The organism is Paraburkholderia sp. BL21I4N1, assembly GCF_002973525.1.
Taxonomy (GTDB): Bacteria; Pseudomonadota; Gammaproteobacteria; order Burkholderiales; family Burkholderiaceae; genus Paraburkholderia.
This window is the reverse complement of record NZ_PVEN01000022.1, coordinates 36,738-59,463: the sequence shown is the minus strand read 5'-3', so window position 1 is coordinate 59,463 and position 22,726 is coordinate 36,738. Positions and strand designations below refer to the sequence as shown.

General features: G+C 62.8%; 20 protein-coding genes and 1 tRNA gene. 13 read left to right on the top strand and 8 right to left on the bottom strand.

Features of this window, described 5'->3' with window-relative positions:
- Positions 1–54 precede the first annotated feature (54 nt).
- Positions 55–2,532, bottom strand: a complete 2,478-nt coding sequence (locus B0G83_RS33995) for a heavy metal translocating P-type ATPase (protein WP_374954964.1) — start codon at positions 2,530–2,532, stop codon at positions 55–57.
- Here B0G83_RS33995 and cadR point away from each other — a divergent pair.
- From cadR to B0G83_RS33960, 6 genes are all read left to right on the top strand, one after another.
- Positions 2,531–2,962 carry a Cd(II)/Pb(II)-responsive transcriptional regulator gene (cadR, locus tag B0G83_RS33985; protein WP_105511697.1) on the top strand — a complete coding sequence of 144 codons (432 nt, stop codon included), beginning with the start codon at positions 2,531–2,533 and terminating at the stop codon, positions 2,960–2,962. The genes B0G83_RS33995 and cadR overlap by 2 nt on opposite strands.
- A gap of 114 nt (positions 2,963–3,076) precedes the next feature.
- Positions 3,077–3,277, top strand: coding sequence for a hypothetical protein (locus tag B0G83_RS33980; RefSeq protein ID WP_105511696.1), 201 nt, complete (start codon positions 3,077–3,079; stop codon positions 3,275–3,277).
- Positions 3,278–3,312: 35 nt separating this feature from the next.
- Complete coding sequence (dbpA, locus tag B0G83_RS33975) at positions 3,313–4,716, top strand: ATP-dependent RNA helicase DbpA (protein ID WP_105511695.1); 1,404 nt, start codon at positions 3,313–3,315, stop codon at positions 4,714–4,716.
- Positions 4,717–5,079: 363 nt separating this feature from the next.
- Positions 5,080–6,234 carry a pyridoxal phosphate-dependent aminotransferase gene (locus B0G83_RS33970; protein ID WP_105511694.1) on the top strand — a complete coding sequence of 385 codons (1,155 nt, stop codon included), beginning with the start codon at positions 5,080–5,082 and terminating at the stop codon, positions 6,232–6,234.
- A gap of 120 nt (positions 6,235–6,354) precedes the next feature.
- A complete protein-coding gene (locus B0G83_RS33965; protein ID WP_105511693.1) occupies positions 6,355–7,146 on the top strand; it encodes an ABC transporter substrate-binding protein in 792 nt (263 codons plus the stop codon).
- Between the two features lie 137 nt (positions 7,147–7,283).
- A complete protein-coding gene (locus tag B0G83_RS33960) occupies positions 7,284–8,129 on the top strand; it encodes an AraC family transcriptional regulator (protein WP_105511692.1) in 846 nt (281 codons plus the stop codon).
- Between the two features lie 9 nt (positions 8,130–8,138).
- On the opposite strand, the gene B0G83_RS33955 is transcribed toward B0G83_RS33960, so the two are convergent.
- Both B0G83_RS33955 and B0G83_RS33950 read right to left on the bottom strand, forming a co-directional pair.
- Positions 8,139–8,726 (bottom strand): LysE family translocator, encoded by a 588-nt coding sequence (locus B0G83_RS33955; protein WP_105511691.1) that lies wholly within the window; start codon positions 8,724–8,726, stop codon positions 8,139–8,141.
- A 201-nt stretch (positions 8,727–8,927) separates the two neighbouring features.
- Positions 8,928–9,003, bottom strand: a tRNA-Lys gene (locus tag B0G83_RS33950).
- 202 nt (positions 9,004–9,205) lie between these two features.
- On the opposite strand from B0G83_RS33950, the gene B0G83_RS33945 reads away from it, so the two are divergent.
- Entirely contained in the window at positions 9,206–9,610 is a 405-nt protein-coding gene (locus tag B0G83_RS33945) for a PaaI family thioesterase (RefSeq protein WP_105511690.1), read from the top strand.
- A 49-nt stretch (positions 9,611–9,659) separates the two neighbouring features.
- Positions 9,660–10,535 carry a patatin-like phospholipase family protein gene (locus B0G83_RS33940; RefSeq protein WP_105511689.1) on the top strand — a complete coding sequence of 292 codons (876 nt, stop codon included), beginning with the start codon at positions 9,660–9,662 and terminating at the stop codon, positions 10,533–10,535.
- Positions 10,536–10,587: 52 nt separating this feature from the next.
- Here the strand turns inward: B0G83_RS33940 and B0G83_RS33935 are convergent, their stop codons facing one another.
- Positions 10,588–11,601 carry a D-2-hydroxyacid dehydrogenase family protein gene (locus tag B0G83_RS33935; protein ID WP_105511733.1) on the bottom strand — a complete coding sequence of 338 codons (1,014 nt, stop codon included), beginning with the start codon at positions 11,599–11,601 and terminating at the stop codon, positions 10,588–10,590.
- Positions 11,602–11,982: 381 nt separating this feature from the next.
- On the opposite strand from B0G83_RS33935, the gene B0G83_RS33930 reads away from it, so the two are divergent.
- Entirely contained in the window at positions 11,983–13,842 is a 1,860-nt protein-coding gene (locus B0G83_RS33930; protein WP_105511688.1) for a phosphoenolpyruvate carboxykinase (GTP), read from the top strand.
- A 108-nt stretch (positions 13,843–13,950) separates the two neighbouring features.
- Here B0G83_RS33930 and B0G83_RS38940 read toward each other — a convergent pair whose 3' ends face one another.
- Positions 13,951–14,148 carry a hypothetical protein gene (locus tag B0G83_RS38940; protein WP_219849053.1) on the bottom strand — a complete coding sequence of 66 codons (198 nt, stop codon included), beginning with the start codon at positions 14,146–14,148 and terminating at the stop codon, positions 13,951–13,953.
- Positions 14,149–14,186: 38 nt separating this feature from the next.
- Here B0G83_RS38940 and B0G83_RS33925 point away from each other — a divergent pair, with 38 nt between their 5' ends.
- On the top strand, positions 14,187–15,290 hold the full coding sequence (locus B0G83_RS33925) for a LysR family transcriptional regulator (RefSeq protein WP_105511687.1): 1,104 nt from the start codon (positions 14,187–14,189) through the stop codon (positions 15,288–15,290).
- 191 nt (positions 15,291–15,481) lie between these two features.
- On the opposite strand, the gene B0G83_RS33920 is transcribed toward B0G83_RS33925, so the two are convergent.
- From B0G83_RS33920 to dprA, 3 genes are all read right to left on the bottom strand, one after another.
- Positions 15,482–18,169 (bottom strand): DNA topoisomerase III, encoded by a 2,688-nt coding sequence (locus B0G83_RS33920; RefSeq protein ID WP_105511686.1) that lies wholly within the window; start codon positions 18,167–18,169, stop codon positions 15,482–15,484.
- A gap of 256 nt (positions 18,170–18,425) precedes the next feature.
- A complete protein-coding gene (locus B0G83_RS33915; protein WP_105511685.1) occupies positions 18,426–18,803 on the bottom strand; it encodes a thioredoxin family protein in 378 nt (125 codons plus the stop codon).
- Between the two features lie 67 nt (positions 18,804–18,870).
- Positions 18,871–20,145: a DNA-processing protein DprA gene (dprA, locus tag B0G83_RS33910; RefSeq protein WP_105511732.1), complete on the bottom strand. Its 1,275-nt coding sequence runs from the start codon at positions 20,143–20,145 to the stop codon at positions 18,871–18,873.
- A 243-nt stretch (positions 20,146–20,388) separates the two neighbouring features.
- Here dprA and def point away from each other — a divergent pair, with 243 nt between their 5' ends.
- From def to B0G83_RS33895, 3 genes are all read left to right on the top strand, one after another.
- Entirely contained in the window at positions 20,389–20,892 is a 504-nt protein-coding gene (gene def / locus B0G83_RS33905; protein ID WP_105511684.1) for a peptide deformylase, read from the top strand.
- Between the two features lie 31 nt (positions 20,893–20,923).
- A complete protein-coding gene (gene fmt, locus B0G83_RS33900) occupies positions 20,924–21,910 on the top strand; it encodes a methionyl-tRNA formyltransferase (protein ID WP_105511683.1) in 987 nt (328 codons plus the stop codon).
- A 113-nt stretch (positions 21,911–22,023) separates the two neighbouring features.
- Positions 22,024–22,665: a LysE family translocator gene (locus B0G83_RS33895; protein ID WP_105511682.1), complete on the top strand. Its 642-nt coding sequence runs from the start codon at positions 22,024–22,026 to the stop codon at positions 22,663–22,665.
- Positions 22,666–22,726: the final 61 nt, after the last annotated feature.

Sequence of the window (22,726 nt, the reverse complement as noted above, 5' to 3'; positions counted from 1 at the left end):
CGCCGCAAACGAAGCACGTCACGCATCGTCTCGCGACAATCGGCCGCTGCCGGTTTACTTGCGCAACAACCGCAACCCGTTCGCCACCACCAGCAGGCTCGCGCCTACATCCGCGAACACGGCCATCCACATCGTGCCGAGCCCCATCACTGTCAGCACGAGGAACACGCTCTTGATGCCGAGCGCCAGCGCGATGTTCTGCACCAGCACCGCATGCGTCGCCTTCGAGAGCCGGATGAACGACGGGATCTTGCGCAGATCGTCGTCCATCAGCGCGACGTCGGCGGTTTCGATCGCGGTGTCGGTGCCCATCGCGCCCATCGCGAAACCGATGTCGGCGCGCGCCAGCGCGGGGGCGTCGTTGATGCCGTCGCCGACCATGCCGACCGTCGCACCTTCCGTCGACCACTGTGCCACCGCGTTGAGCTTGTCTTCCGGCAACTGATCGCCGCGCGCCTCGTCGATCCCGACTTGTTGGGCGATCGCGGCGGCGGTGTGGGGGTTGTCGCCGGTCAGCATGGTCGTGGCGACGCCGAGGCGCTGCAATTCGGCGATGGCGGCGCGGCTCGTCTCCTTCACCGTGTCGGCGACGGCGAACAGCGCGAGCACGCGCTCCGCGTCGACCAGCATCACGACGGTTTTGCCTTGCCGCTCCAATGCGTCGAGCCGGGCTTCGAGCGACGCCGAGCAACGCCCGAGTTCCTCGACCAGCCGATGATTGCCGAGCCAGTAAGAGAGGCCGTCGATCTCGCCGCGCACGCCGCGTCCCGCGAGGGCTTCGAACGCGTCGACCGCGATGCTGGCGACGCCGTCGGTCTTCGCCGCTGCCGCAATCGCCATCGACACCGGATGATCCGAACGTCCCGCAAGACTCGCCGCGAGCGAGCGGCAACGGGCGTCGTCGACATCGGCGAGGATGGCCAGTTCGGTTTGCACCGGTTTGCCGTGGGTCAGCGTGCCGGTTTTGTCGAGCGCGAGGCGGCGCAGCTTGCGGCCTTGCTCCAGATAAGCGCCGCCTTTGATCAGAATGCCTTTGCGGGCGGCCGCCGCAAGCCCGCTGACGATCGTCACCGGCGTCGAGATCACGAGCGCGCACGGGCAGGCGATCACCAGCATGACCAACGCCTTGTAGACCCACTCGTGCCACGCGCCGCTGAACAGCAGCGGCGGCACGATCGCCACCGCCAGCGCCACGGCGAACACGATCGGCGTATACACCCGAGCGAACTGATCGACGAAACGTTGTGTCGGCGCCTTGGTGCCTTGCGCTTCCTCGACCGCGTGGATGATGCGCGCGAGCGTCGTATTGCTGGCCGCGGCCGTGACCCGATAGTCGAACGACCCGGCCTGGTTGATCGTGCCGGCGAACACGGCGTCGCCCACGGTCTTGTCGACCGGCAGGCTTTCACCGGTGATCGGCGCCTGATCCACGCTCGAACGGCCCGCGACGATCTCACCATCCAGCGCGATCCGCTCGCCCGGCTTCACGCGAACCACCGCGTCGAGCGCGATCGCTTTCAGATCCGTGGCTTGCCAGCTGCCGTCGGGCTGCTGGACGCTCGCCTGTTCGGGCGTGAGTTGCATCAAGCCCTGGATCGCGTTGCGGGCGCGGTCGAGCGACTTGGCCTCGATCAGTTCGGCGATCGTGAAGAGCACCATCACCATGGCCGCTTCCGGCCATTGGCGCAAGACCAGCGCCCCAGTGACGGCAATGCTCATCAACGCGTTGATGTTCAGGTTGCCGTTGCGGATCGCGAGCCAGCCTTTCTTGTAGGTCGTGAGGCCGCAGGAGAGGATCGCGATCACCGCCAGACCCGCGGCCATCCAGGCCGGCGCGCCGAGCCAGCCAGCGGCCTCTGAGCCCACCGCAGCGACGCCGGCGAGGGCGAGCGGCCACCACGGCTTGGCGGGTGCCGCCGCAGCGGTTGCAGGTGAACCGTTCGAGCCAGCGTCCGCGAGTTCGGGCGTAAAGTCGAGCGAACGCAGCGCGGCGAGGATCGATTCGAGCGCGTCCGGCGCATGCACGACGGTCAAAACCCGCTGCATCAGGTTGAAGTCCATGCTGCGCACGTACGGCATGCGGCTGAATTTCTTGCGGATCAGCGCTTCTTCGGTCGGGCAGTCCATCTGCATGATGCGGATGGCGGTGCGCACGTCGCTGCCGACGGCTTCGGATTGCGGCAAGCGGATCGGCGCGGCCAGCGTGGCGGCGGTCGAGCCGCAGCAGCCTGCGTCGGCGTGTTGGTGGGCGTGACTTGCGTGGTCATGGCCTGTGTGGTCGTGCGCGGCGTGGTCGTGTCCGTCATGGTCATGGCCGTGCGCGTCATGACCGTCGTGCTCGTGCTCGTGTTTCGCGGTCTTCCCATGAGCGTGGTCATGCCCGGCGTGCCCGTGGGCACAGGCTTTGGCCTGGTCGGGACGGTCTGCTTCGGCGTGGTCGGCGTGAGACATGGTGGCTTCCTGGTTCGATTTGTGGTCTAGTAAACACCTTGAAGCCACTACAAGGTCAAGGCCGCTATCCGGAGGGTCCATGAAAATCGGCGAACTGGCGAAAATCGCCCATTGCACGACCGAAACGATCCGTTTCTACGAAAAAGAGGGCCTGTTGCCCGAAGCGGACCGCACCGAGGCCAATTACCGTAGCTACACCGGCAAGCACGTCGAGCGGCTGCGCTTCATCCGCAACTGCCGCGCGCTCGACATGACCCACGACGAGATCCGCGCGCTGCTGCGTCTCACCGACGCACCCGCCGACGGCTGCGGCGGCATCAATGCCCTGATCGACGAGCACATCGCCCATGTCGATACGCGTATCGACGAGCTGAAGCAGCTGAAAGTGCAACTCACCACGTTGCGCGAGCAATGCCACGGCGAACAGGCCGTCGAAGACTGCGGCATCGTGCAGGGTCTGACCGATATGGACGTGAGCGCGCCGCGAGCGCGGCATACGCATCTGGGTTAAAGCGCCATTAGAACGAATACCGCGCGGCGACGGCACGCGGCTTTATGGCAAAGGTCTAGCCTCACCGGTGGCCGGTCCAAACAAACAATCATCGAATCCAGTTGGAGAATCAACGTGTTTACCTGTAGAAACCAGTCCTGCGACGCGCAGTGGGAACAATCGGACGTCGTCATCAAGAACGAAGGGCAAGGGCTGCTGTTCCGCTGCCCGATGTGCGGCGCGCGCAATTATGTCGAGCGCTTCGACGGTGAAGACGGTTCGGTGCTCTACGAGCAGATCGAAGGCCGTCCCGCTACCGGCCCGATGGCCGACTAAGTCCTTTTGTTTCCAGCCGACAGCGAGCTCACCCTATGAACAGTCCCACTCCCGCCGGCGCGCCGTTTAGCCAGTTGCCGCTACCGCCCGCCGCGCTCGCGAATCTGACGCAGCTCGGCTACGTCGAGATGACGCCGATTCAGGCCGCGAGCCTGCCGATCGCGCTCGCCGGCCACGACCTGATCGCCCAGGCGAAAACCGGCAGCGGCAAGACCGCCGCGTTTTCGCTGGCGCTGCTGGCCCGCCTCGATGTCCGCAACTTCGCCGTGCAGGCCATGGTGCTGTGCCCCACGCGCGAACTCGCCGATCAGGTCACGCAGGAAATCCGCCGCCTCGCGCGCGCCGAAGAAAACATCAAGGTGCTCACGCTGTGCGGCGGCACGCCGATGCGGCCGCAAACGGCCAGCCTTGAACACGGTGCGCACATCGTGGTCGGCACGCCGGGCCGCATCATGGATCACCTCGAGCGCGGCAGCCTGCCGCTGCAGTCGCTCAACACGCTGGTGCTCGACGAAGCCGACCGCATGCTCGACATGGGTTTCTTCGACGACATCGCCACCGTCGTCAAGCAATGTCCGAAAGAGCGGCAAACGCTGCTGTTTTCGGCGACGTACCCTGAAGGCATCGTCAAGCTGAGCCAGCAATTCCTGCGCAACCCGAAGGAAGTGAAGCTGGCCGAGCGGCACGACAACAGCAAGATCCGTCAGCGGTTCTATGAAGTTGCCGAAGACGGGCGTCTGCATGCCGTGGGTCTGCTGTTGAACCACTATCGCCCGGTTAGCACGCTGGCGTTCTGCAATACCAAGCAGCAATGCCGCGATCTGCTCGACGTGTTGCGCGCGCAAGGTTTTCATGCGCTCGCATTGCATGGCGAGCTCGATCAGCGTGAACGCGATCAGGTGCTGATCCAGTTCGCCAACCGTAGCTGCTCCGTGCTGGTCGCGACCGACGTCGCCGCGCGCGGCCTCGACATCGCGCAACTGGAAGCGGTGATCAACGTCGACGTGACGCCGGACCCGGAAGTCCACGTACACCGTATCGGCCGCACGGGCCGGGCCGATCAGGAAGGCTGGGCGCTGAGTCTCGCGAGCATGAACGAGATGGGCCGCGTCGGCAGTCTCGAACAGGCGCAAAAGCGCGAGGTGGAATGGCACAAGCTGTCCGAGCTCACAGCGGCAAGCAATGAGCGGCTGTTGCCGCCCATGGAGACGCTGCAGATTCTCGGTGGCCGCAAGGAAAAGATCCGTCCCGGCGACGTGCTCGGCGCGCTGACCGGCGAAGCCGGCTTCTCCGGCTCGCAGATTGGCAAGATCAACGTGACGGAAATGTCGACCTACGTGGCCGTGGAGCGCAGCATTGCGCGCGACGCGCTGCGCAAGCTCAGCGCCGGCAAGGTGAAGGGCAAGAAGGTCAAAGTCCGCATGATGGACGACGCCTGATCGGCGTTGGCCGGCGAGGCGAGCGGTCATGCTTGCCTCGCCGGCCATTCCGCGTTTTTCCGGGGCACGTCACGCCGCGATCGCCTTGATCGCAGCGGCGCCCACCGCATCACATTCCTTCATACCCTTGGCGCTTCCCGCGTTCTTCGCGCGGTGCCGCCTGTTCCCCGTCATTCCCGACCTCACAGGCTTCGCCGGTGCTGGCGCGCGCTCGTCCACGCCATGACGTAAACGCATGCCGCGCATGACAAAGTTTCGATTGTGACGCTTCTTTGGCTGATGCCTAATCACCGAACCGGATGGGACCGCCACGCCGTTGGCCGTCCGCGAATCCATTGCCGGATGAAGAAAGGGAGAAGCCTTATGCAGAGCGCCATGCACGCCCGCTCGAAATTACCTGACGTGGGCACGACGATTTTTACCGTGATCGGTCAGTTGGCCGCGCAACACGATGCGCTGAACCTGTCGCAAGGCGCGCCGAATTTCGCGCCGGACGCGAAGCTGATCGACGGTGTCGCGCAAGCCATGCGCGCCGGCCACAACCAGTACGCGCCGATGGCCGGCATCGCGGCGCTGCGCGAAGCACTCGCCGACAAAGTCGAAACGCTGTATGGCGTGCGCTACGACCCGGTAAGTGAAGTGACCGTGATCGCCAGTGCCAGCGAAGGCCTGTATTCGACGATCAGCGCACTCGTGCATCCGGGCGACGAAGTGATCTACTTCGAGCCTTCGTTCGACAGCTACGGTCCGATCGTCCGGCTGCAAGGCGCCACGCCGGTGCCGATCAAGCTCTCGTTGAACGGCTTCCGCGTGGATTGGGACGAAGTTGCCGCCGCGATCACGCCGAAGACCCGCATGATCATCATCAACACACCGCACAATCCGACCGCGACCGTGTTCAGCGAGGACGACCTCGCGCGCCTGAAGGCCGTCACGCGCAACACCGATATCGTGCTTCTCGCCGACGAAGTCTACGAGCACGTGGTGTTCGACGGCGCCCAACATCAGAGCATGGCGTGCGATGCCGAACTCGCGGAACGCAGCGTGATCGTCTCGTCGTTCGGCAAGTCGTACCACGTGACTGGCTGGCGCGTCGGCTATTGCCTCGCGCCTGCCGCGCTGATGGACGAGATTCGCAAAGTCCATCAATTCATGGTGTTTTCCGCCGATACGCCGATGCAGTACGCGTTCGTCGATGCATTGGCGAATCGCGAAAGCTACCTCGGCCTGTCCGCGTTCTATCAGAAGAAGCGCGATCTGCTCGCGCATGCGTTGCGCGATTCGCGCTTCGAATTGCTGCCGAGCGAAGGCAGCTTTTTCATGCTCGCGCGGTTTCGCGGTTTCTCCGACGAAAGCGATAGCGACTTCGTGCTGCGCCTGATTCGCGATGCGCGGGTCGCGACGATTCCGCTGTCGGCGTTCTACACCGACGGCACGGATTCCGGCCTGATTCGCCTGAGCTTCTCGAAGGACGATGCGACGTTGATCGAAGGCGCACGGCGTTTGTGCGAAATCTGAAGCGGCGTTTGATTGCGCGCGCAACGGCCAGATTTTTGACCGCAGTATGATCGTGGCGCCGTCATGCCTCAGCGTGTTGCATGAAGGCGTCGACACCGAATCGAAGGGAAGGAACCTGTTATGACATTGCTCAAGCCATTATTGGCATTGGCCTGCGCATTCACATCGATCGCGGCTTTTTCAGCGGCCAGTGCGGCTGAAACGACACTGCGATTCGGACTCGAAGCACAGTATCCGCCGTTCGAGTCGAAGGGTCCGAATGGTGAGTTGCAAGGGCTCGACGTCGATGTTGGCAATGCAGTTTGCGTCGCTGCGCATATGACGTGCAAATGGGTCGAGACCTCGTTCGACGGCCTGATTCCCGCACTGCAGGGCCGCAAATTCGACGCGATCAACTCGGCAATGAACGCCACCGAACAACGCCGCCAGGCGATCGATTTCACCACGGTCGTGTATCGCGTGCCGACACAATTGATCGCGAAACGTGACAGCGGCTTGCTGCCGACGCCCGCGTCGCTGAAGGGCAAACGCGTCGGCGTATTGCAGGCGTCGATTCAGGAAACTTTCGCGAAGACGCACTGGGAAACGGCCGGCGTGACGGTGGTGCCGTATCAGGACCAGAACCAGGTCTATGCCGATCTCGTCGCGGGTCGTCTCGACGCGACGCTCGTGCTGGCGCCCGCCGGTCAGACGGGTTTTCTGTCGAAACCGAACGGCAAGGACTATGCGTTCGTCGGGCAACCGGTGCGCGACGACAAGATTCTCGGCAGCGGTATTGCGTACGGCATTCGCAAAGGCGATACGGCACTGCGTGAGCAGTTGAACGCGGCGATCGCGAAGGTGCAGGCCGATGGCACGGTGAAGACGCTGGCGGCGAAGTATCTCGGCAACATCGACGTCTCCGCGAAGTAATACCGTTGTGTGCCAGGCGCGCTGAAACGCCCCGCGCTTTCGTTCGATGAGCTGTCTTGTTGACGATGCATTTGGCCGCTACGATACGTAGACCTTGCAGGTGTGCGAGGCTTGCATACCCATCGGAGAGCCGGCAGATGAGCGAGACGACGGAAGCGGCCATTCACGCGAAACACGCTTGTGCACCGAAGTTCTGGCGCAGCGACGCGTTGCCGTTCATCGAGGCGCGTTCCATCGAAGATGGCCGCGAGGTCTGCTACGCCAAACATTCGCATGAGACGTTTTCTATCGGCGCCGTAACCGGCGGACGCAGCGTCTACGTGAATCGCCATGCGAGCGAATGGATCGGCGCAGGGGCGGTCGTCATGATGAATCCGGACGACGTGCATGCCTGCAATCCCGTCGCCGACGAACCCTGGTCGTATTGCATGCTGCACGTGGACGTGACGTGGCTCACGAATCTGCAGCACGAACTGGGATTCAGCGAGAACCACGCGTTTCGCGCGTTCTCGCAGACCATTACGACGGACCGGAAACTGTTCGATGATTTGAACCGTCTGCATGCGATTCTCGCGGACAGCGATACCGAGTTTCTCCACAAAGAGAGCGCGATGGTTGCGTTCTTCGCCGAAGTACAACAAAAGCTGAACCCGGCCTCTTTGCCGGATCACGACGCCAGCCGGCAACTCTCGCGCGCGGCGGAATTCATCGCGGAAAACTGCACCCGCGCATTGAGACTCGATGACGTCTGCAAGGCGGCCGGCCTGTCGCCGTCGCATCTGATTCGCGCGTTCAAACAGCGTTATGGCATGACGCCGCACGCGTATCTGATCAATCGACGTATTCAGTACAGCCGCGCGCAATTACGACGCGGCCGTTTGATTGCGGACGTCGCGCTCGACGCCGGCTTCGCCGATCAGGCGCATCTGCAGCGCACGTTCAAGCGACTGGTCGCGGCGACGCCGGGGCAGTATCGCAGCTGAACCGGCGCGTCAGTCAACCAGCAGATACAGCGCACTCGCCGCGAGCAACGCGGCCATCACGCGATTGAATACCCTCACACGCTGCGGTTCCTGCAAGTACTTGCGCAGGAACGTGCCGGCGTACGCCCAACTCGCAATCGACAGATAGCAGATCACGAAATAAACGATGGTGAATTGCCAGACGAGCTGGCCGCCGCCATCGGCTGCATAGACGCCCATGCCGGCCAGCGACGCGAGCCACGCTTTCGGGTTGAGCCATTGCATCGCCGCGCCATGTGCGTAAGAGGGGCCTTGGGTGGATTGATCCGCGCCGAGTCGGCCGTTGTCGACGGCGAGTTTGTACGCCATGTAGAGCAGAAAGCCGACGCCCGCCCATTTGACAACCACGATCAGATTCGGGAAATGAGTGAGCAACTCGTGCAGCCCCAAACCAATGAGCAGAAGCAGCACGGTGAAGCCCACGGTTGCGCCGGTGACATGCCGCATGCTCGCCGCCAGTCCGTGCTGCGCGCCGGCGCTAAGCGCGACGACATTCACCGGACCGGGAGAGATCGAACTGGCCAGCGCGAATGCGGCCATGGAAAGTAATGCGGTCATCTGATGCCTCAAAACAGGAGTGCGCCGGATTGGCGACGCTCAACGGTAGCGGGCGGTGGGGTGGGGTGTATTGAAGGAAATTGCTGTGCGGAAATGCGAGAGATTTCGTTAGGCTCCGGCTTGGGGCAACTGCCTGCTGAAACCGCACACCGCAAAGCAAAAAGCCCGATCACAAGGACCGGGCTTTTTGCTTTGAATCTTTGGTGGGGCGTGACAGATTCGAACTGTCGACCTACGGATTAAGAGTCCGCTGCTCTACCAGCTGAGCTAACGCCCCCAACAGAAGCGAAATTATGCAGTAATTTCGCGAACTTGCCAACCCTCTTTAGCAGATTTCTTAAAAATATCCACCTCGGCGGGTTCGAGGCATCCCTCGCTCGCCGCGCGGCCATCAAAAACACGCGGCCTTTCCCGTCCCGGTATTATGTCGCGAACCCTTGCCGCACGACGCGTCGCGCGGCTTTCCACCGAGGATTGCCATGGATGACAAAGAGATTATCGAGCTGCTCGACCGCATCCTCGCTCCTTGGGTCCGTGCGCTCACGCTGACGCCCGTCAAAGTCGACGACGAAAGCGCGACGCTGCGTCTGCCGTTTTCCGGCGGCCTGCGTCATTCGGGCGGCGTGATTTGCGGCCAGGTCTTCATGGCGGCGGCCGACACGGCGATGATCGTCGCCATTTCCGCCGCGCTCGGCGGCTTCAAGCCGATGAGCACCGTCTCGCTCAACATCAATTTCATGCGCGCGGTTCGCAAGGGCGACGTGCTGATCACCGCGCGCGTGCTGCGCATGGGCCGCAATCTGGTGTTCGGCGAAGTCGAATTGTTCGACGAGTCCGGCAACATGGCGGTCCACGCCACCACCACCTACGCGCTGCTCGACTAGCACGGCGGCGCGGGCCGCACCAGAATCAAAACAAAAAGGAAAACGCAGGATGTTCGATCAGGTCGTATTCGCGGGCGGCGGCAACCGCTGCTGGTGGCAGGCGGGCTTCTGGGACGTAGTGCAGCCAGAACTGCAGATCCGGCCGCGCGTCATTGCCGGCATTTCGGCCGGCGCCGCCACCGCGTGCATGCTCTACACGCGCGATTCCGACTGGGTGATGCGCTACTACGAAGACGCGCTCCGCCACAACACGCGCAACGCCTACTGGGGCAATCTGCTGCGCGGGGAGTCGGTGTTCCCGCACTACCGCATTTACCGGCAGGCGCTGCTGGACATTTACGGCGAGAAATTCTCGACGCTCGCCGGGGCGCCGGAAATTCGCATCGGCGTGTCACATCTGCCGCGCTGGCTCGGCGCGCGCAGTGCGGTCGCCGCGGGACTGATCGCGTACAACATCGAGAAATACGTCCGCAAAACGCTGCATCCCACGCTGGGTCAGACGCTCGGGTTTCATCCGGAATTCGTGCGCGCGCAAGACTGCGCGAGCGTCGAGGATCTCGCGGATCTGATCCTGCAGTCGTCGAGTACGCCGCCGTTCACGCCGGTTTTGCGGCGCAACGGGCGTCCGGTGCTGGATGGCGGCATGGTCGACAACGTGCCGGTCGGCGCGCTCGACGCCGATGCACCCGGCAACGTGCTGGTCATGGTCACGCGTCTTTACCCGCGTCCGCAGATGTTCGTGGTGCCGCATGGCGTGCAGCAACGGATCTATGTGCAGCCGTCACGCAAGGTGCCGATTTCGAGTTGGGATTACACGAGCCCTTCGCAGATGGTGCACGCGTACAACCTCGGCCGTGGCGACGGCGAGACGTTCCTCGAACGCATGCCCGCCTTGCTGGAGACCGGCACGCACGCAGCGCGCTGAAAGGTTGCGTGCGGACCCGGCTTAGCGGCGCGGCCCTGCGCCCGCGCTCGACTTACCGCCGACGCCCGCCCTGCAACGCTTCCGGATTCGCGACGCTGGCGGTATCGCCGGCATCGAACGCCAGAATGTTCTGGAACGCCGCGGTGAAATAAAGCTCGTAGCTCTCGCGCTCCACGTAGCCAATGTGCGGCGTGCAGATCACGTTCTCCATGCGCAGCAGGCTGTAGCCCTGCAGGATCGGCTCGCTTTCATACACATCGATCGCGACCATGCCCGGACGGTTATGCGACAGCGCGTTCACCAGCGCGTTTTCATCCAGCAATTCGGCGCGACTCGTATTCACGAGCAAGGCGGTCGGCTTCATCCGCATCAGGTCTTCCTGCTTGACGATGCCGCGCGTGTCGTCGTGCAAACGCAGGTGTAAGGACAGCACATCGCTTTGCTCGAACAACGCTTCGCGGCTTTCGGCAACGCCGTAGCCGTCGGCGCGCGCGGCTTCGCGCGAATGCTCGCGGCCCCAGATCAGCACGTTCATGCCGAACGCCTTGCCGTACCCGGCGAGTAACCGCCCAATCTTGCCGTAGCCCCAAATCCCCAGCGTCTGACCACGCAGAACCTGCCCCAAACCGAAGTTCGGCGGCAGCGCGGACGTCTTCAATCCCGACTGCTGCCAGGCCCCTTGCTTAAGGTTTGCCACGTATTGCGGAATGCGCCGCTGGGCCGCCATGATGAGAGCCCACGTCAGCTCGGCCGGCGCGATCGGCGAACCGCTGCCTTCGAGCACGGCAATGCCGCGCTCGGTACAGGCGGCCAGATCGATGTGGCTGGAGACCTTGCCGGTCTGGCTGATCATGCGCAAACGCGGCAGTTTGTCGAGGAGTTGCGAGTTGATGCGAGTACGTTCGCGAATCAGGACCAGTGCGTCGACTTCGGAAAGACGGCTTGCCAGCTGGCCGAGACCGCGGACGGTATTGTTAAAAACTTTGACCTCATGGTCGGCCAGCAATTGAAAGCAGTCGAGCTTACGAACGGCGTCCTGGTAATCGTCGAGGATGGCAATCTTCATGGTATGTGTCTTGCGGCGCACCATGACGGTGCGGAACGGAGTGTTATGCTGACTGTCCCACCATGTGACCTAGGTCACATGCCGGACTGGCTGGATGCCTTACCGTAGAAGCTGCCGCATAGAACGGCTGCGCCACGGAAAGGTCGATTGACATCGTTTTTAACAGTTTGTTGCGTGTTGAGGCAAGCCGCTTTACAGACGGTTGCAGACGACCGCCGGCGGACGTCTCTGCTCAGCAGGCTGTGTGGCCCATGATGACCTGCACAATTGCGCGTCGGCTGATAGCAGTCTCCCGGCGCAAGGAATTGAACGCCTCTCGCATGCAGCGTCCCCTTGGGCTTGTACCGTTTTTCTATTCGATTTCAAAACGGAGACAAGTCGATGAACCATCCCTCATTCGAAGGACAGCCCGTAATCGAGGCGCCCGCGTGGGTCAAACACCGAAAGCTGCTCGACTGGGTCCAGCGCGTCGCCGCGCTGACCAAGCCTGACCGGATCGTCTGGTGCGACGGCTCGCAGGAGGAATACGACCGCCTGTGCGCGCAAATGGTCGAAGCGGGCACCCTGAGAAAACTCAATCCCGCGAAACGTCCCAATTCCTACCTCGCCTGGTCCGATCCGTCCGATGTGGCGCGTGTCGAAGATCGCACCTTTATCTGCTCGCCCCGTCGCGAAGACGCAGGGCCGACCAATAACTGGATCGCCCCGGCGCAAATGCGCTCCACGCTCGACGGTCTGTTCGACGGCGCGATGCGCGGCCGCACGATGTACGTGGTGCCGTTCTCGATGGGCCCGCTAGGTTCGCCGATCGCGCACATCGGCGTTGAGCTGAGCGACAGCCCGTACGTGGTGACGAACATGCGGATCATGACGCGCATGGGCCGCCAGGTGTACGACGTGCTCGGCGAAGACGGCGAGTTCGTGCCGTGCGTGCATTCGGTCGGCGCGCCGTTGGCGGCCGGTGCGAAAGATGTGCCGTGGCCGTGTAACGACACCAAATACATCGTCCATTTTCCCGAGTCGCGCGAAATCTGGAGCTACGGCTCGGGCTACGGCGGTAACGCACTGCTCGGCAAGAAGTGCTTCGCGCTGCGCATCGCGTCGACCATGGGCCGCGCCGAAGGCTGGCTCGCCGAACACATGCTGATTCTCGGCGTCACGTCGCCGCAAGGACGCAAGCATCACGTGGCGGCGGCGTTTCCGTCAGCGTGCGGCAAGACCAACTTCGCGATGCTGATCCCGCCCGAAGGCCTGAACGGCTGGAAAATCTCCACGATCGGCGACGACATCGCGTGGATCAAGCCGGGCAAGGACGGCCGCCTCTACGCGATCAATCCGGAAGCCGGCTACTTCGGCGTCGCGCCGGGCACGAGCGAAAAAACCAACTTCAACGCCATGGCCACGTTGAAAGAGAACGTGATCTTTACGAACGTGGCGCTGACCGACGACGGCGACGTCTGGTGGGAAGGGATGACGGACGAAGCGCCCGCACACCTGATCGACTGGCAGGGCAAGGACTGGACGCCGGCCTCCGCAAGGGAGAACGGCCGCAAGGCGGCGCATCCGAACGCGCGTTTCACGGCGCCGGCCGCGCAATGCCCGTCGATCGACGCCGACTGGGAAAACCCGGCGGGCGTCGCACTCGACGCGTTTATTTTCGGCGGCCGCCGTTCCACGACCGTGCCGCTCGTCACCGAAGCGCGCAACTGGGTCGAGGGCGTCTACATGGCCGCGACCATGGGTTCCGAAACGACCGCTGCAGCCGCCGGCCAGCAGGGCGTGGTGCGCCGCGACCCGTTCGCGATGCTGCCGTTCTGCGGCTACAACATGAGCGACTACTTTAGTCACTGGCTAAAAACCGGCGAGCGCCTCGCGCAACTGAACGCGAAGTTGCCGAAAATTTTCTGCGTCAACTGGTTCCGCAAGGGCGCGGACGGCAAATTCGTCTGGCCGGGGTTCGGCGAGAATATGCGCGTGCTGGGGTGGATGGTCGGCCGCATCGAAGGCACCGCTGCTGAGGGCGAAGAACACGCGTTCGGCGTCTCGCCGCACTATGACGACATCGACTGGAGCGGGCTGAACTTCAGCCGCGCGCAGTTCGAGCAGGTGATTTCCGTGGACGACGCAGCATGGCGCGATGAACTCGCGCTGCACGCCGAGCTCTTTGACACGCTGCAGCAAGGCCTGCCGGCCGCCCTGACTCAAGCTAAACGCTCGCTTGAGCAAAAGCTCATTGCCTGACCACGTGAGTATTCACTTCGCGCAGAAAGCCGCCTTCGGGCGGTTTTTCTTTGCCTAACACCCGCTCACACTGCGATTTTTCCCGATCCCGCAACGCCGGGACGATCATTACGTCTGTTCGAACAAAAAAGACAGTGCAAGCTGCAGCGCAGCAGATTGTTTCTTTTCTCGGAATAATGAGTGTTCACGCCCTACATTGGTGAGCACAGTCGCACAGAAATCGACAATATTTCCGCTTTCGCGGGCAACTTCTGCACGATTTCGCGAGTCGTAGGAGAATTCCAAGTTCGCTTCACTGGTTTTCACCGATTGTCAGGAAGCTGTAACACGGCAGGAGTTGTCTTATGGATCATTTGCAGTCGATGCGAGTTTTCGTCAGAGTGGCGGATCTCGGCAGTTTTGCCCGCGCTGCGAGCGCGATGGATATTTCCAACGCAGTTGCCACCCGCCACGTTGCCGATCTCGAAGGCCGTCTTGGTACGCGGCTGCTCAATCGCACAACCCGCAGCTTGTCTCTGACCGAATCCGGTCAGGTTTATCTCGAGCGCGCGCGCCAGATTCTCGACGAACTGGAAGACGTCGAGCAGATGGTGGTGGCGCGCAATCACGAACCCGTCGGTACGCTGAGAATCGTCGCGCCGGTGGTGTTCGGGCTGCACAACCTCGCGCCCGTACTTCAGACGTACGCAGAGCGTTACCCGAAAGTCATTCCTGACGTCACGCTGGTCGATCGCCAGGTCGATCTGGTCGAAGAAGGTTTCGACGTGGGCGTGGTGATCGCGCGTCAAATGCGCAGCGCGAGCATCGTTACGCGACGTCTCACCACCGGGTGCATGACGGTGTGCGCCACGCCGGCTTATCTCGAGAAGCACGGCGTGCCGACGCGTCCCGAGCATTTGCTGGAGCATCCGTGCCTGAGCTTGCCGTCCGAGTATTGGGGCGACGAGCGCGTGTTCACCGGCCCGGAAGGCGAGGTGCGGGTGCGGCCGTCGAACGTGATCGTGGCGAACAACACGGAAATGCTGCGGCAGTTCGCGTTGCTCGGCATGGGCATTGCCATTCTGCCGAGCTATCTGATCGGCCGTGACATGACGCGTGGCCGACTGGTGCGTTTGCTCGGCGATTACCGTTTGCCGCAGGTCGAAATCAACATTGCGTATCCGAGCCGCCGTCACTTGCCGGCGAAGGTCCGCACGTTTATCGATCATCTGGTCGAGCATTTCAGCCAGACGCCGAACAGCCTGCTCGGCGAACAGTGGATCAAGGACGGCCTTGGACGGCCCGACACGTCGTCGGCGTTGGATTCGTCGGATCACATGCCGCCGGAAGCGTTCGACGGCGCCGAGCCACTGTCTCGCCTGCTGGACAGCGAGTTGTCGCCGATTCCAACGACGACCTTAGCCAAAACGACCACTCGTACGCGGCCGACGGTTTTGTCGCCGCTTTAAGTGTCGGTGGATCGATCAGGCTCTGAGGCTGGGGGCGACGCGCGGTAGTCGCGTTCCGGTGGACAAAGAAAAATGCGCAGTCACCTAAGTGACTGCGCATTTTTTTGTGGCATGTCGGAAACCGGGTGAATCCGAACCGCTTAAGCAAGCCGGCTGGAAGCAAACGCCGCCTCCAGCCTAAGTGCCCCGGATCAGGAGCCGGTTTTGCGCGCGACGGTTTTCTTCGCCGGCGCTTTCTTGGCCGCAGCAGCCGTTTTGGTGGCCGCCTTCCTGGCTGCCGGCGCTTTCTTCGCCGCGACCTTCTTGGCAGCCGGGACGGCTTTCACCGCGACGGACCCTTCGTCGTCGTCCGACTCCGAATCCGGCGCCGCCTTGGCAGCCGACTTCGCCGCCGCGGTTTTCGCCGCGGTCTTGGCGGACGGTTCCTTCTTTTCGAACTCGAAGCCGATCTTGCCGTCGTTCTGTTTGACCAGGAACGCCTTGAAGTTACGGCCGGTGCGCGACGACTTGAAGTTCGTCAGCAGGTCCGTACGGCCCTCTTCGAGCAGCTTCGCCATCTGTTCACGCGCGATTTCCTGCTGCAGGATCACCTTACCTGAACGGAAGTCGCAGGTCTTCGGATTCGCGACCGAGTTCTCGCAGACGTAGCTCATGCCATGTTCGAACACGCGGCCCTTGCATTTCGGACACGCGCCGACCGACTGCTGTTCGGAGAAATCAGGCGGTTCGCCATCTTCGCCGCCGGAATCCTGGCCGAAGTCGAACTCCAGCTTGTAATTCTTGATTTCGTCGTCGAGCGACAGCTTCAGGATCGCCGAGAAGGGACGGCCCATCTTGCTGCGGAAACCCGACAGCGGCCCGATCGTCTTGTTCTGCATCAGCTCTTCGACTTCCGGAATTTCAAACTGGCGTCCGCCCGGAATCTTCGAAATCGAGAACTCGCATTTCGAGCAGGCGAAACGCCGGTAGTTTTCCTTCACCTGACCGCCGCAGTTCGGACACGGCGTCTCTAACGTCGCGTAATCACCGGGGATCGTGTCGGAATCGTATTCCTTCGCGCGCTTGACGATCGTTTGCGTCATGCGGGCGATTTCCTGCATGAACGCGTCGCGCGGCAGGTTGCCGCGTTCCATTTGCGAGAGCTTGTATTCCCACTCGCCGGTCAATTCCGGTGCGGTCAGTTCCTTCACGCCGAGGCCGCGCAATAGCGTCATCAACTGGAACGCCTTGGCGGTCGGAATCAGATCGCGGCCTTCGCGGATCAGATACTTTTCGCCGAGCAGGCCTTCGATGATCGCGGCGCGCGTGGCCGGCGTGCCGAGCCCCTTGGCCGCCATCGCTTCGCGCAGTTCGTCGTCTTCGACGAGCTTGCCCGCGCCTTCCATGGCCGACAGCAAGGTCGCTTCGTTGTAGCGTGCGGGCGGCTTCGTTACCAGTTGATGGGCAGCGATCTTGTCGGTCTTGACCTTCTCGTCCTTCTGCACCGGCACGAGGTTCGCGTCTTCGCCGCCGATTTCGCGGCCGTAGACCTGCAACCAGCCCGGCTCGACCAGCACCTTGCCTTCCGTCTTGAAGTGATGGCCGACCACTTCCGTGATCCGCGTGGTCACACGGTATTCGGCGGCCGGGAAGAACACCGACAGGAACCGCTTCACGACGAGGTCGTAAAGCTTCTGTTCCGGCTCGGACAGGTTCTTCGGCGCCTGCGCCGTCGGGATGATTGCGAAGTGATCGCTGATCTTCGAGTTGTCGAAGATGCGCTTGTTCGGCTTCACCCAGCCCTTGTCCAACACCTGCTTGGCGAACGGCAGATAGTTGTTGCTCTCCTTGAGCATGCCGAGCGTGTCTTTGACCGTATCCATATAGTCTTCCGGCAGCGCGCGCGCGTCGGTACGGGGATAGGTCAGGACCTTGTGCTTTTCGTACAGCGCCTGGGCGAGGCCCAGCGTGTTTTTTGCGGAGAAGCCGAAGCGGCCGTTAGCCTCACGCTGCAGACTGGTCAAATCGAACAGCGCCGGCGAGAGTTGCGTGGACGGCTTCGATTCTTCACTAACCTTGCCGATCTGGCCACGGCAGGCCGCAACGATCGTTTCGGCCGCGGGCAGCGCCCACAGACGCGAGTCGCGTTTTTCCGGATCGAACTCGTCGCGTTTGAATTTCGGATCGAACCAGCGGCCTTCGTAGAAACCGGCCGCGCAGACGAACTCCGCCTTCACTTCCCAATAGTCGCGCGGCACGAAGCGGCGAATCTTTTCTTCGCGCTCGACCACGATCGACAGTGTCGGCGTCTGCACCCGCCCGACCGTGGTCAGGAAGAAGCCACCGCCCTTGCTATTGAACGCGGTCATGGCCCGCGTGCCGTTGATACCGACCAGCCAGTCGGCTTCCGAGCGGCAACGCGCGGCGTCGGCCAGCGGCTGCATTTCTTCGTCGCTGCGCAGACGGGCGAAGCCGTCGCGGATCGAGCCGGCCGTCATGGACTGCAGCCACAGGCGCTGCACCGGCTGCCTGGCTTTCGCGTGCTGCGCGATCAGGCGGAAAATCAGCTCGCCCTCGCGCCCCGCGTCACATGCGTTAATCAGGCGGTCGACGTCTTTGCGCTTGAGCAGCTTCGTCAGCACCTTCAGGCGCGACTCGCTCTTGGCGATCGGATTGAGGTCGAAATGCGGCGGAATGACGGGCAGATTGGCGAAACTCCACTTGCCGCGTTTGACTTCATAGTCTTCGGGTGCGGCGATTTCCAGCAGGTGGCCGACTGCCGAGGAAAGGACGTAGTCGTCGCTTTCGTAGTACTCGTCATGCTTGGTAAAGCCGCCCAAAGCCTTCGCGATGTCGTTCGCGACGGAAGGCTTTTCGGCGATGATCAGTGCTTTGGACATGACTCGATGTGAGGTTGGTAGATCCGGGTTGATGGCCTTGAGTGCGCGGTTATTCGCGCGACCCTCGTTTGCGACCTTTGCGACCCATTAACGACCGCTTTATAGCACACGCCGCTAAGGCGACGTGTCAAGTGCCATAAAAGCGCGCCATCATAATTGCGCGTTCCGCGGTCCGGCAAGTTATGGAAAACGCGCCGTGACCTGCTCGCAACGCCCGCGCCGCAAGGCTTGGGGATTGCAGTTTCAGGCCGCCTCATCAGGCAACCTGAAGCGCCGGCCGCAATTTAGGCGCGCCGCTGACGCCGGGTACGGCCGTCAGATCCGACAACATCCGTTCCACAATCGCCGCCTGTGGCAATACCGTGCCGAAGAATCGTGTCGTGACCGAGTCTTCGATCAGGATGGTCGGAAAATTCTCGACGTCCAGATCGTCGAAACGGTCCGCATGGGTTTCGATGTCGATCCATGCGAAACAGATATCAGGGTGACGATCGGCCAGTTTGTTGAAGGCGTCTCGATAATCGCGACAGGTTCCGCACCACTCCGCGCACAGGCAGGCGACGAACAGCGTGTCGGGCTCGTTGACGCGCTCGGCGATCCGGTCTTGGTCGGTGTCGAGGTTCAGCGCGGGCATGGTAGTTCCTTACGTACTTTGTCGAGTGCTTTGGCGCGAATGTAGCATGGTCGATCCGCGAGGGTGGTCAACCCTGGTCAACGCGAGGTCGCTCGTGACTTGCCCGCATGAAGCGGCCGCCGGGCAGCATCGTCACCTGACCGGCGAGTTCGAGTTGCAGCAAGGTGGTTTGTAACGCGGTGTCCTCCATCTCGGTGCGGGTGGCAAGAATTTCAAGCGTGGTGGGTGAATGACCGAGCGCAGCGAGGAGTTGCTGAGCCTCGGCGCTTGGTGGCGACGCAGATGTCGCTGTTGCTCGTGTGACGGCGTGGGTGGCGTTTTCGTGAGTTGCCGCGTGTTCCGCCACTGAGGTTGCCCCGGCCTGAGGACGCGCGCGGGGTTGTTCCGCCCCCTCGCCAAAAAGCGCGTGTAGTGCCGCCGCCGAACCGGCCCGGGCGACGGGCCGTTGCGTGAAGCCGAGCTCTTCCAATATTTCGTCCGGCGTCTCCACCAGTTTGGCCCCCTGCTTGATGATCCGATGACACCCGCGCGACAGCGGCGCGTGAATCGATCCCGGCAACGCAAAGATGTCGCGCCCCATTTCGTTGGCCAGCCGCGCGGTAATCAGCGAGCCGGAGCGCATCGCCGCCTCGACGATCACCACGCCGCTGACCAAACCGGCGATCAGCCGATTGCGCTGCGGGAAGTTGGCGGCGCGCGCGGGTGTGCCGAGCGGCCATTCCGAGAGAATGACGCCTTGCGCCGCGATCTGCCGCGCCAGCGCGTGGTGCGCCGACGGGTACACCAGGTCCGCACCGGTGCCGATCACAGCGACGGTCCCACCGATTCCCTCGAGGGCGCCCCGATGCGCGGCCCCGTCGATGCCGAGTGCTAGTCCCGACACGACGGTCACGCCGGCCGCCGACAACGCCCGCGCGAACCGCTCCGCGTCCTCGACGCCTTGCGGCGTCGCACTGCGGCTGCCCACCAGCGCCACCGCCCGCGTATGCAGCAGATCCAGCCGGCCCTTTATATATAGCAGCGGCGGCGGATCGGGCATGGTCAGCAGCGCGGGCGGGTAAGCGGGGTCGTCGAGCATGACGACCTGGTTGCCGGGCAATTCGCGCCATGCGAGCACGGCGTCGAGTTGGGCGTCGAATTCGGGACCGGTCGGCGCCAGCGCTGCGCGCGCTGCGGTCTCGCCGGCGACCGTAGCCAGTGCGGCCGACGGTTGGTCGAAAATCGCTTCCGGCAGTCCAAAAGCGGTCAACAACAGGCGCAGCGCCGCCGGTTTCAGGCCGGGCGCGAGCGAAAGCCGCAGCCAGGCGGCGATTTCAAAATCGGTTGCAGGCAAGCTGTGCATTGCGAGTCGATCCTCCTGCAGGGCCAGCGGGCAGGCGGGCGCCATGCTAAAATTTTCATCATCCGAAATAACTGCAGCGCCGCGCCCACCCGCGCGGGCCCGTCGTATAGCGCACCTGGCGCGTTGAATCGAACCGGTTCGACACCATCTATCCTGTGCGTAACGCGGCGCGCCCACAACCTGGCCGAATGGCTAACGCGGGCCTCGCAACGGTCGGCGGCGCCTAAAAACACATTCAAGATCATGGCTTTACTGAACATCCTCAATTACCCGGACAAACGGCTGCACAAGATCGCGAAGCCGGTCGAAGCGGTCAACGACCGCATTCGCCGTCTCGTCAAAGACATGGCTGAAACCATGTATGCCGCGCCCGGCGTCGGTCTTGCGGCGACCCAGGTCGACGTGCACGAGCGCGTGATCGTGATCGACGTATCGGACGATCACAACGAACTCCTCGCGTTCATCAACCCGGAAATCATCTGGTCGAGCGACGAAAGAAAGCTGTCGGAAGAGGGTTGTTTGTCGGTGCCGGGGATTTACGACAATGTCGAGCGCGCCGAGCAAGTGCGCGTGCGGGCGTTGAACGAGAAGGGCGAAAGCTTCGAACTGGATTGCGAAGGCCTGCTCGCGGTGTGCATCCAGCACGAAATGGATCACCTGATGGGCCGCGTGTTCGTCGAGTACCTGTCGTCGCTGAAGCAGACGCGCATCAAGAGCAAGATGAAAAAGCTCGCCCACGCCATGTAATGCGCGTTCACCTCGCCACCCGTCCCCGTCCATGAGTCATTCGTTGCGCGTTATCTTTGCCGGTACACCGGAGTTCGCTGCGGCCGCATTGGCCGCGATCCACAGCGCCGGCTTTCCGTTGCCGCTCGTGCTGACCCAGCCGGACCGGCCGGCGGGGCGGGGCATGAAATTGCAGGCGAGCCCGGTCAAGCGCTACGCCGAAGAGCACGGGCTGGCTGTCGCGCAGCCGCCTTCGCTGCGCCGCGCCGGCAAATATCCCGAAGAGGCCGCCGCCGCGATCGAGCAACTACGCGCCACGCCGCACGACGTGATGGTCGTGGCCGCTTACGGTCTGATCCTGCCGCAGGAAGTGCTCGATATTCCGCGACTGGGCTGCATCAACATTCATGCTTCGTTGCTGCCGCGCTGGCGGGGCGCCGCGCCGATTCACCGCGCGATCGAAGCAGGCGACGCTGAAACCGGCATCACACTGATGCAGATGGACGTCGGCCTCGACACCGGTGCGATGATTTCCGAGGCGCGCACCGCCATTGCCGGCGACGACACCACGGCCACGCTGCACGACCGTCTGGCGCAAGACGGCGCGAAGCTGATCGTCGAGGCGCTGATCGAGCTTGAGCGCAGCGGCAAGCTGGCCGCCACGCCGCAACCGGCGGACGGCGTGACCTATGCCGAAAAGATCGGCAAGCAGGAAGCCGCGCTCGACTGGCGCCGCCCCGCCACGGTCCTCGCGCGCCAGGTGCTTGCGTTCGACCCGTTCCCCGGCGGTCTCGGCACGCTGGAAGACGGTACCTCGATCAAAATCTGGGCGGCGGTTCCCGTGAGCGCACGGGGCGACAGCGCACCCGGCACGATCACCGAGGTGTCGGCTGAGGGCGTGCTGGTGGCCTGTGGCAAAGGCGCGCTGCGTCTCACGCAGTTGCAGAAACCCGGCGGCAAGCGCCTGCCGGTGCGGGAATTCCTGGCCGGCTCGACGCTGGCTGCCGGACAGCGTTTTCAACTCCCCGAAGCAAAATAACAGGTTCGCGGAGGCCTTGAACATCGTCCGTTCGGCCGATGCCCGAGGCCTCCGCCGCGACCCTGCCGCGCGTTAGAATCCTTCATGCAGTCCCCCACGTTTCGAGGATTTTCATGTTCGGCATCACCCATTTCGAATTTTTCATCGTCGCGGTCTTTCTGTTGAACGTGACGCCCGGACCGGATACCGCTTATATCGTCGGCCGCAGCGTCGCACAGGGTCGCGGTGCGGGATTGATGTCCGCGCTCGGCATCTCGGCGGGCTGCTGCGTTCATTCGCTCGCCTGCGCGTTCGGCCTGACCGCGCTGCTGGCTGCCTCGGCCACCGCGTTCACGGTCATCAAGTTTGTCGGCGCGCTTTACCTGATGTATCTCGGCGTGCGGCTGCTTCTAGCCAAACCGGCCGCGGATCAGGCCGCGGGCGAAGCCCGTGCGGCCGGCGGCGCCAAGTCGTTGCGCCAGTTGTTCCTGCAAGGCTTCTGGACCAATGTGCTGAACCCCAAGGTGGTGCTGTTCTTCGTGTCGTTCTTCCCGCAATTCGTGACGGCTGGCAGCGACCACAAAGCGTTTGCGTTCCTCACGCTCGGCGCTGTGTTCGTGGTGATGAGCATGCTCTGGAACAGTTTCGTCGCCTGGATCGCCGGAAGCGTGACGCGGCGTTTCTCCGGCAAGCAGTCGCTGAAGAAATGGCTGGATCGCGGGGTCGGCAGCGCCTTTGTCGGCTTGGGCATCAAGCTGGCCACTGCATCAAGATGATTGAATTTTCCGCGCGCGCCCATATCTAACAATTTGCTTACAATCAGGCGTCGCATGATGC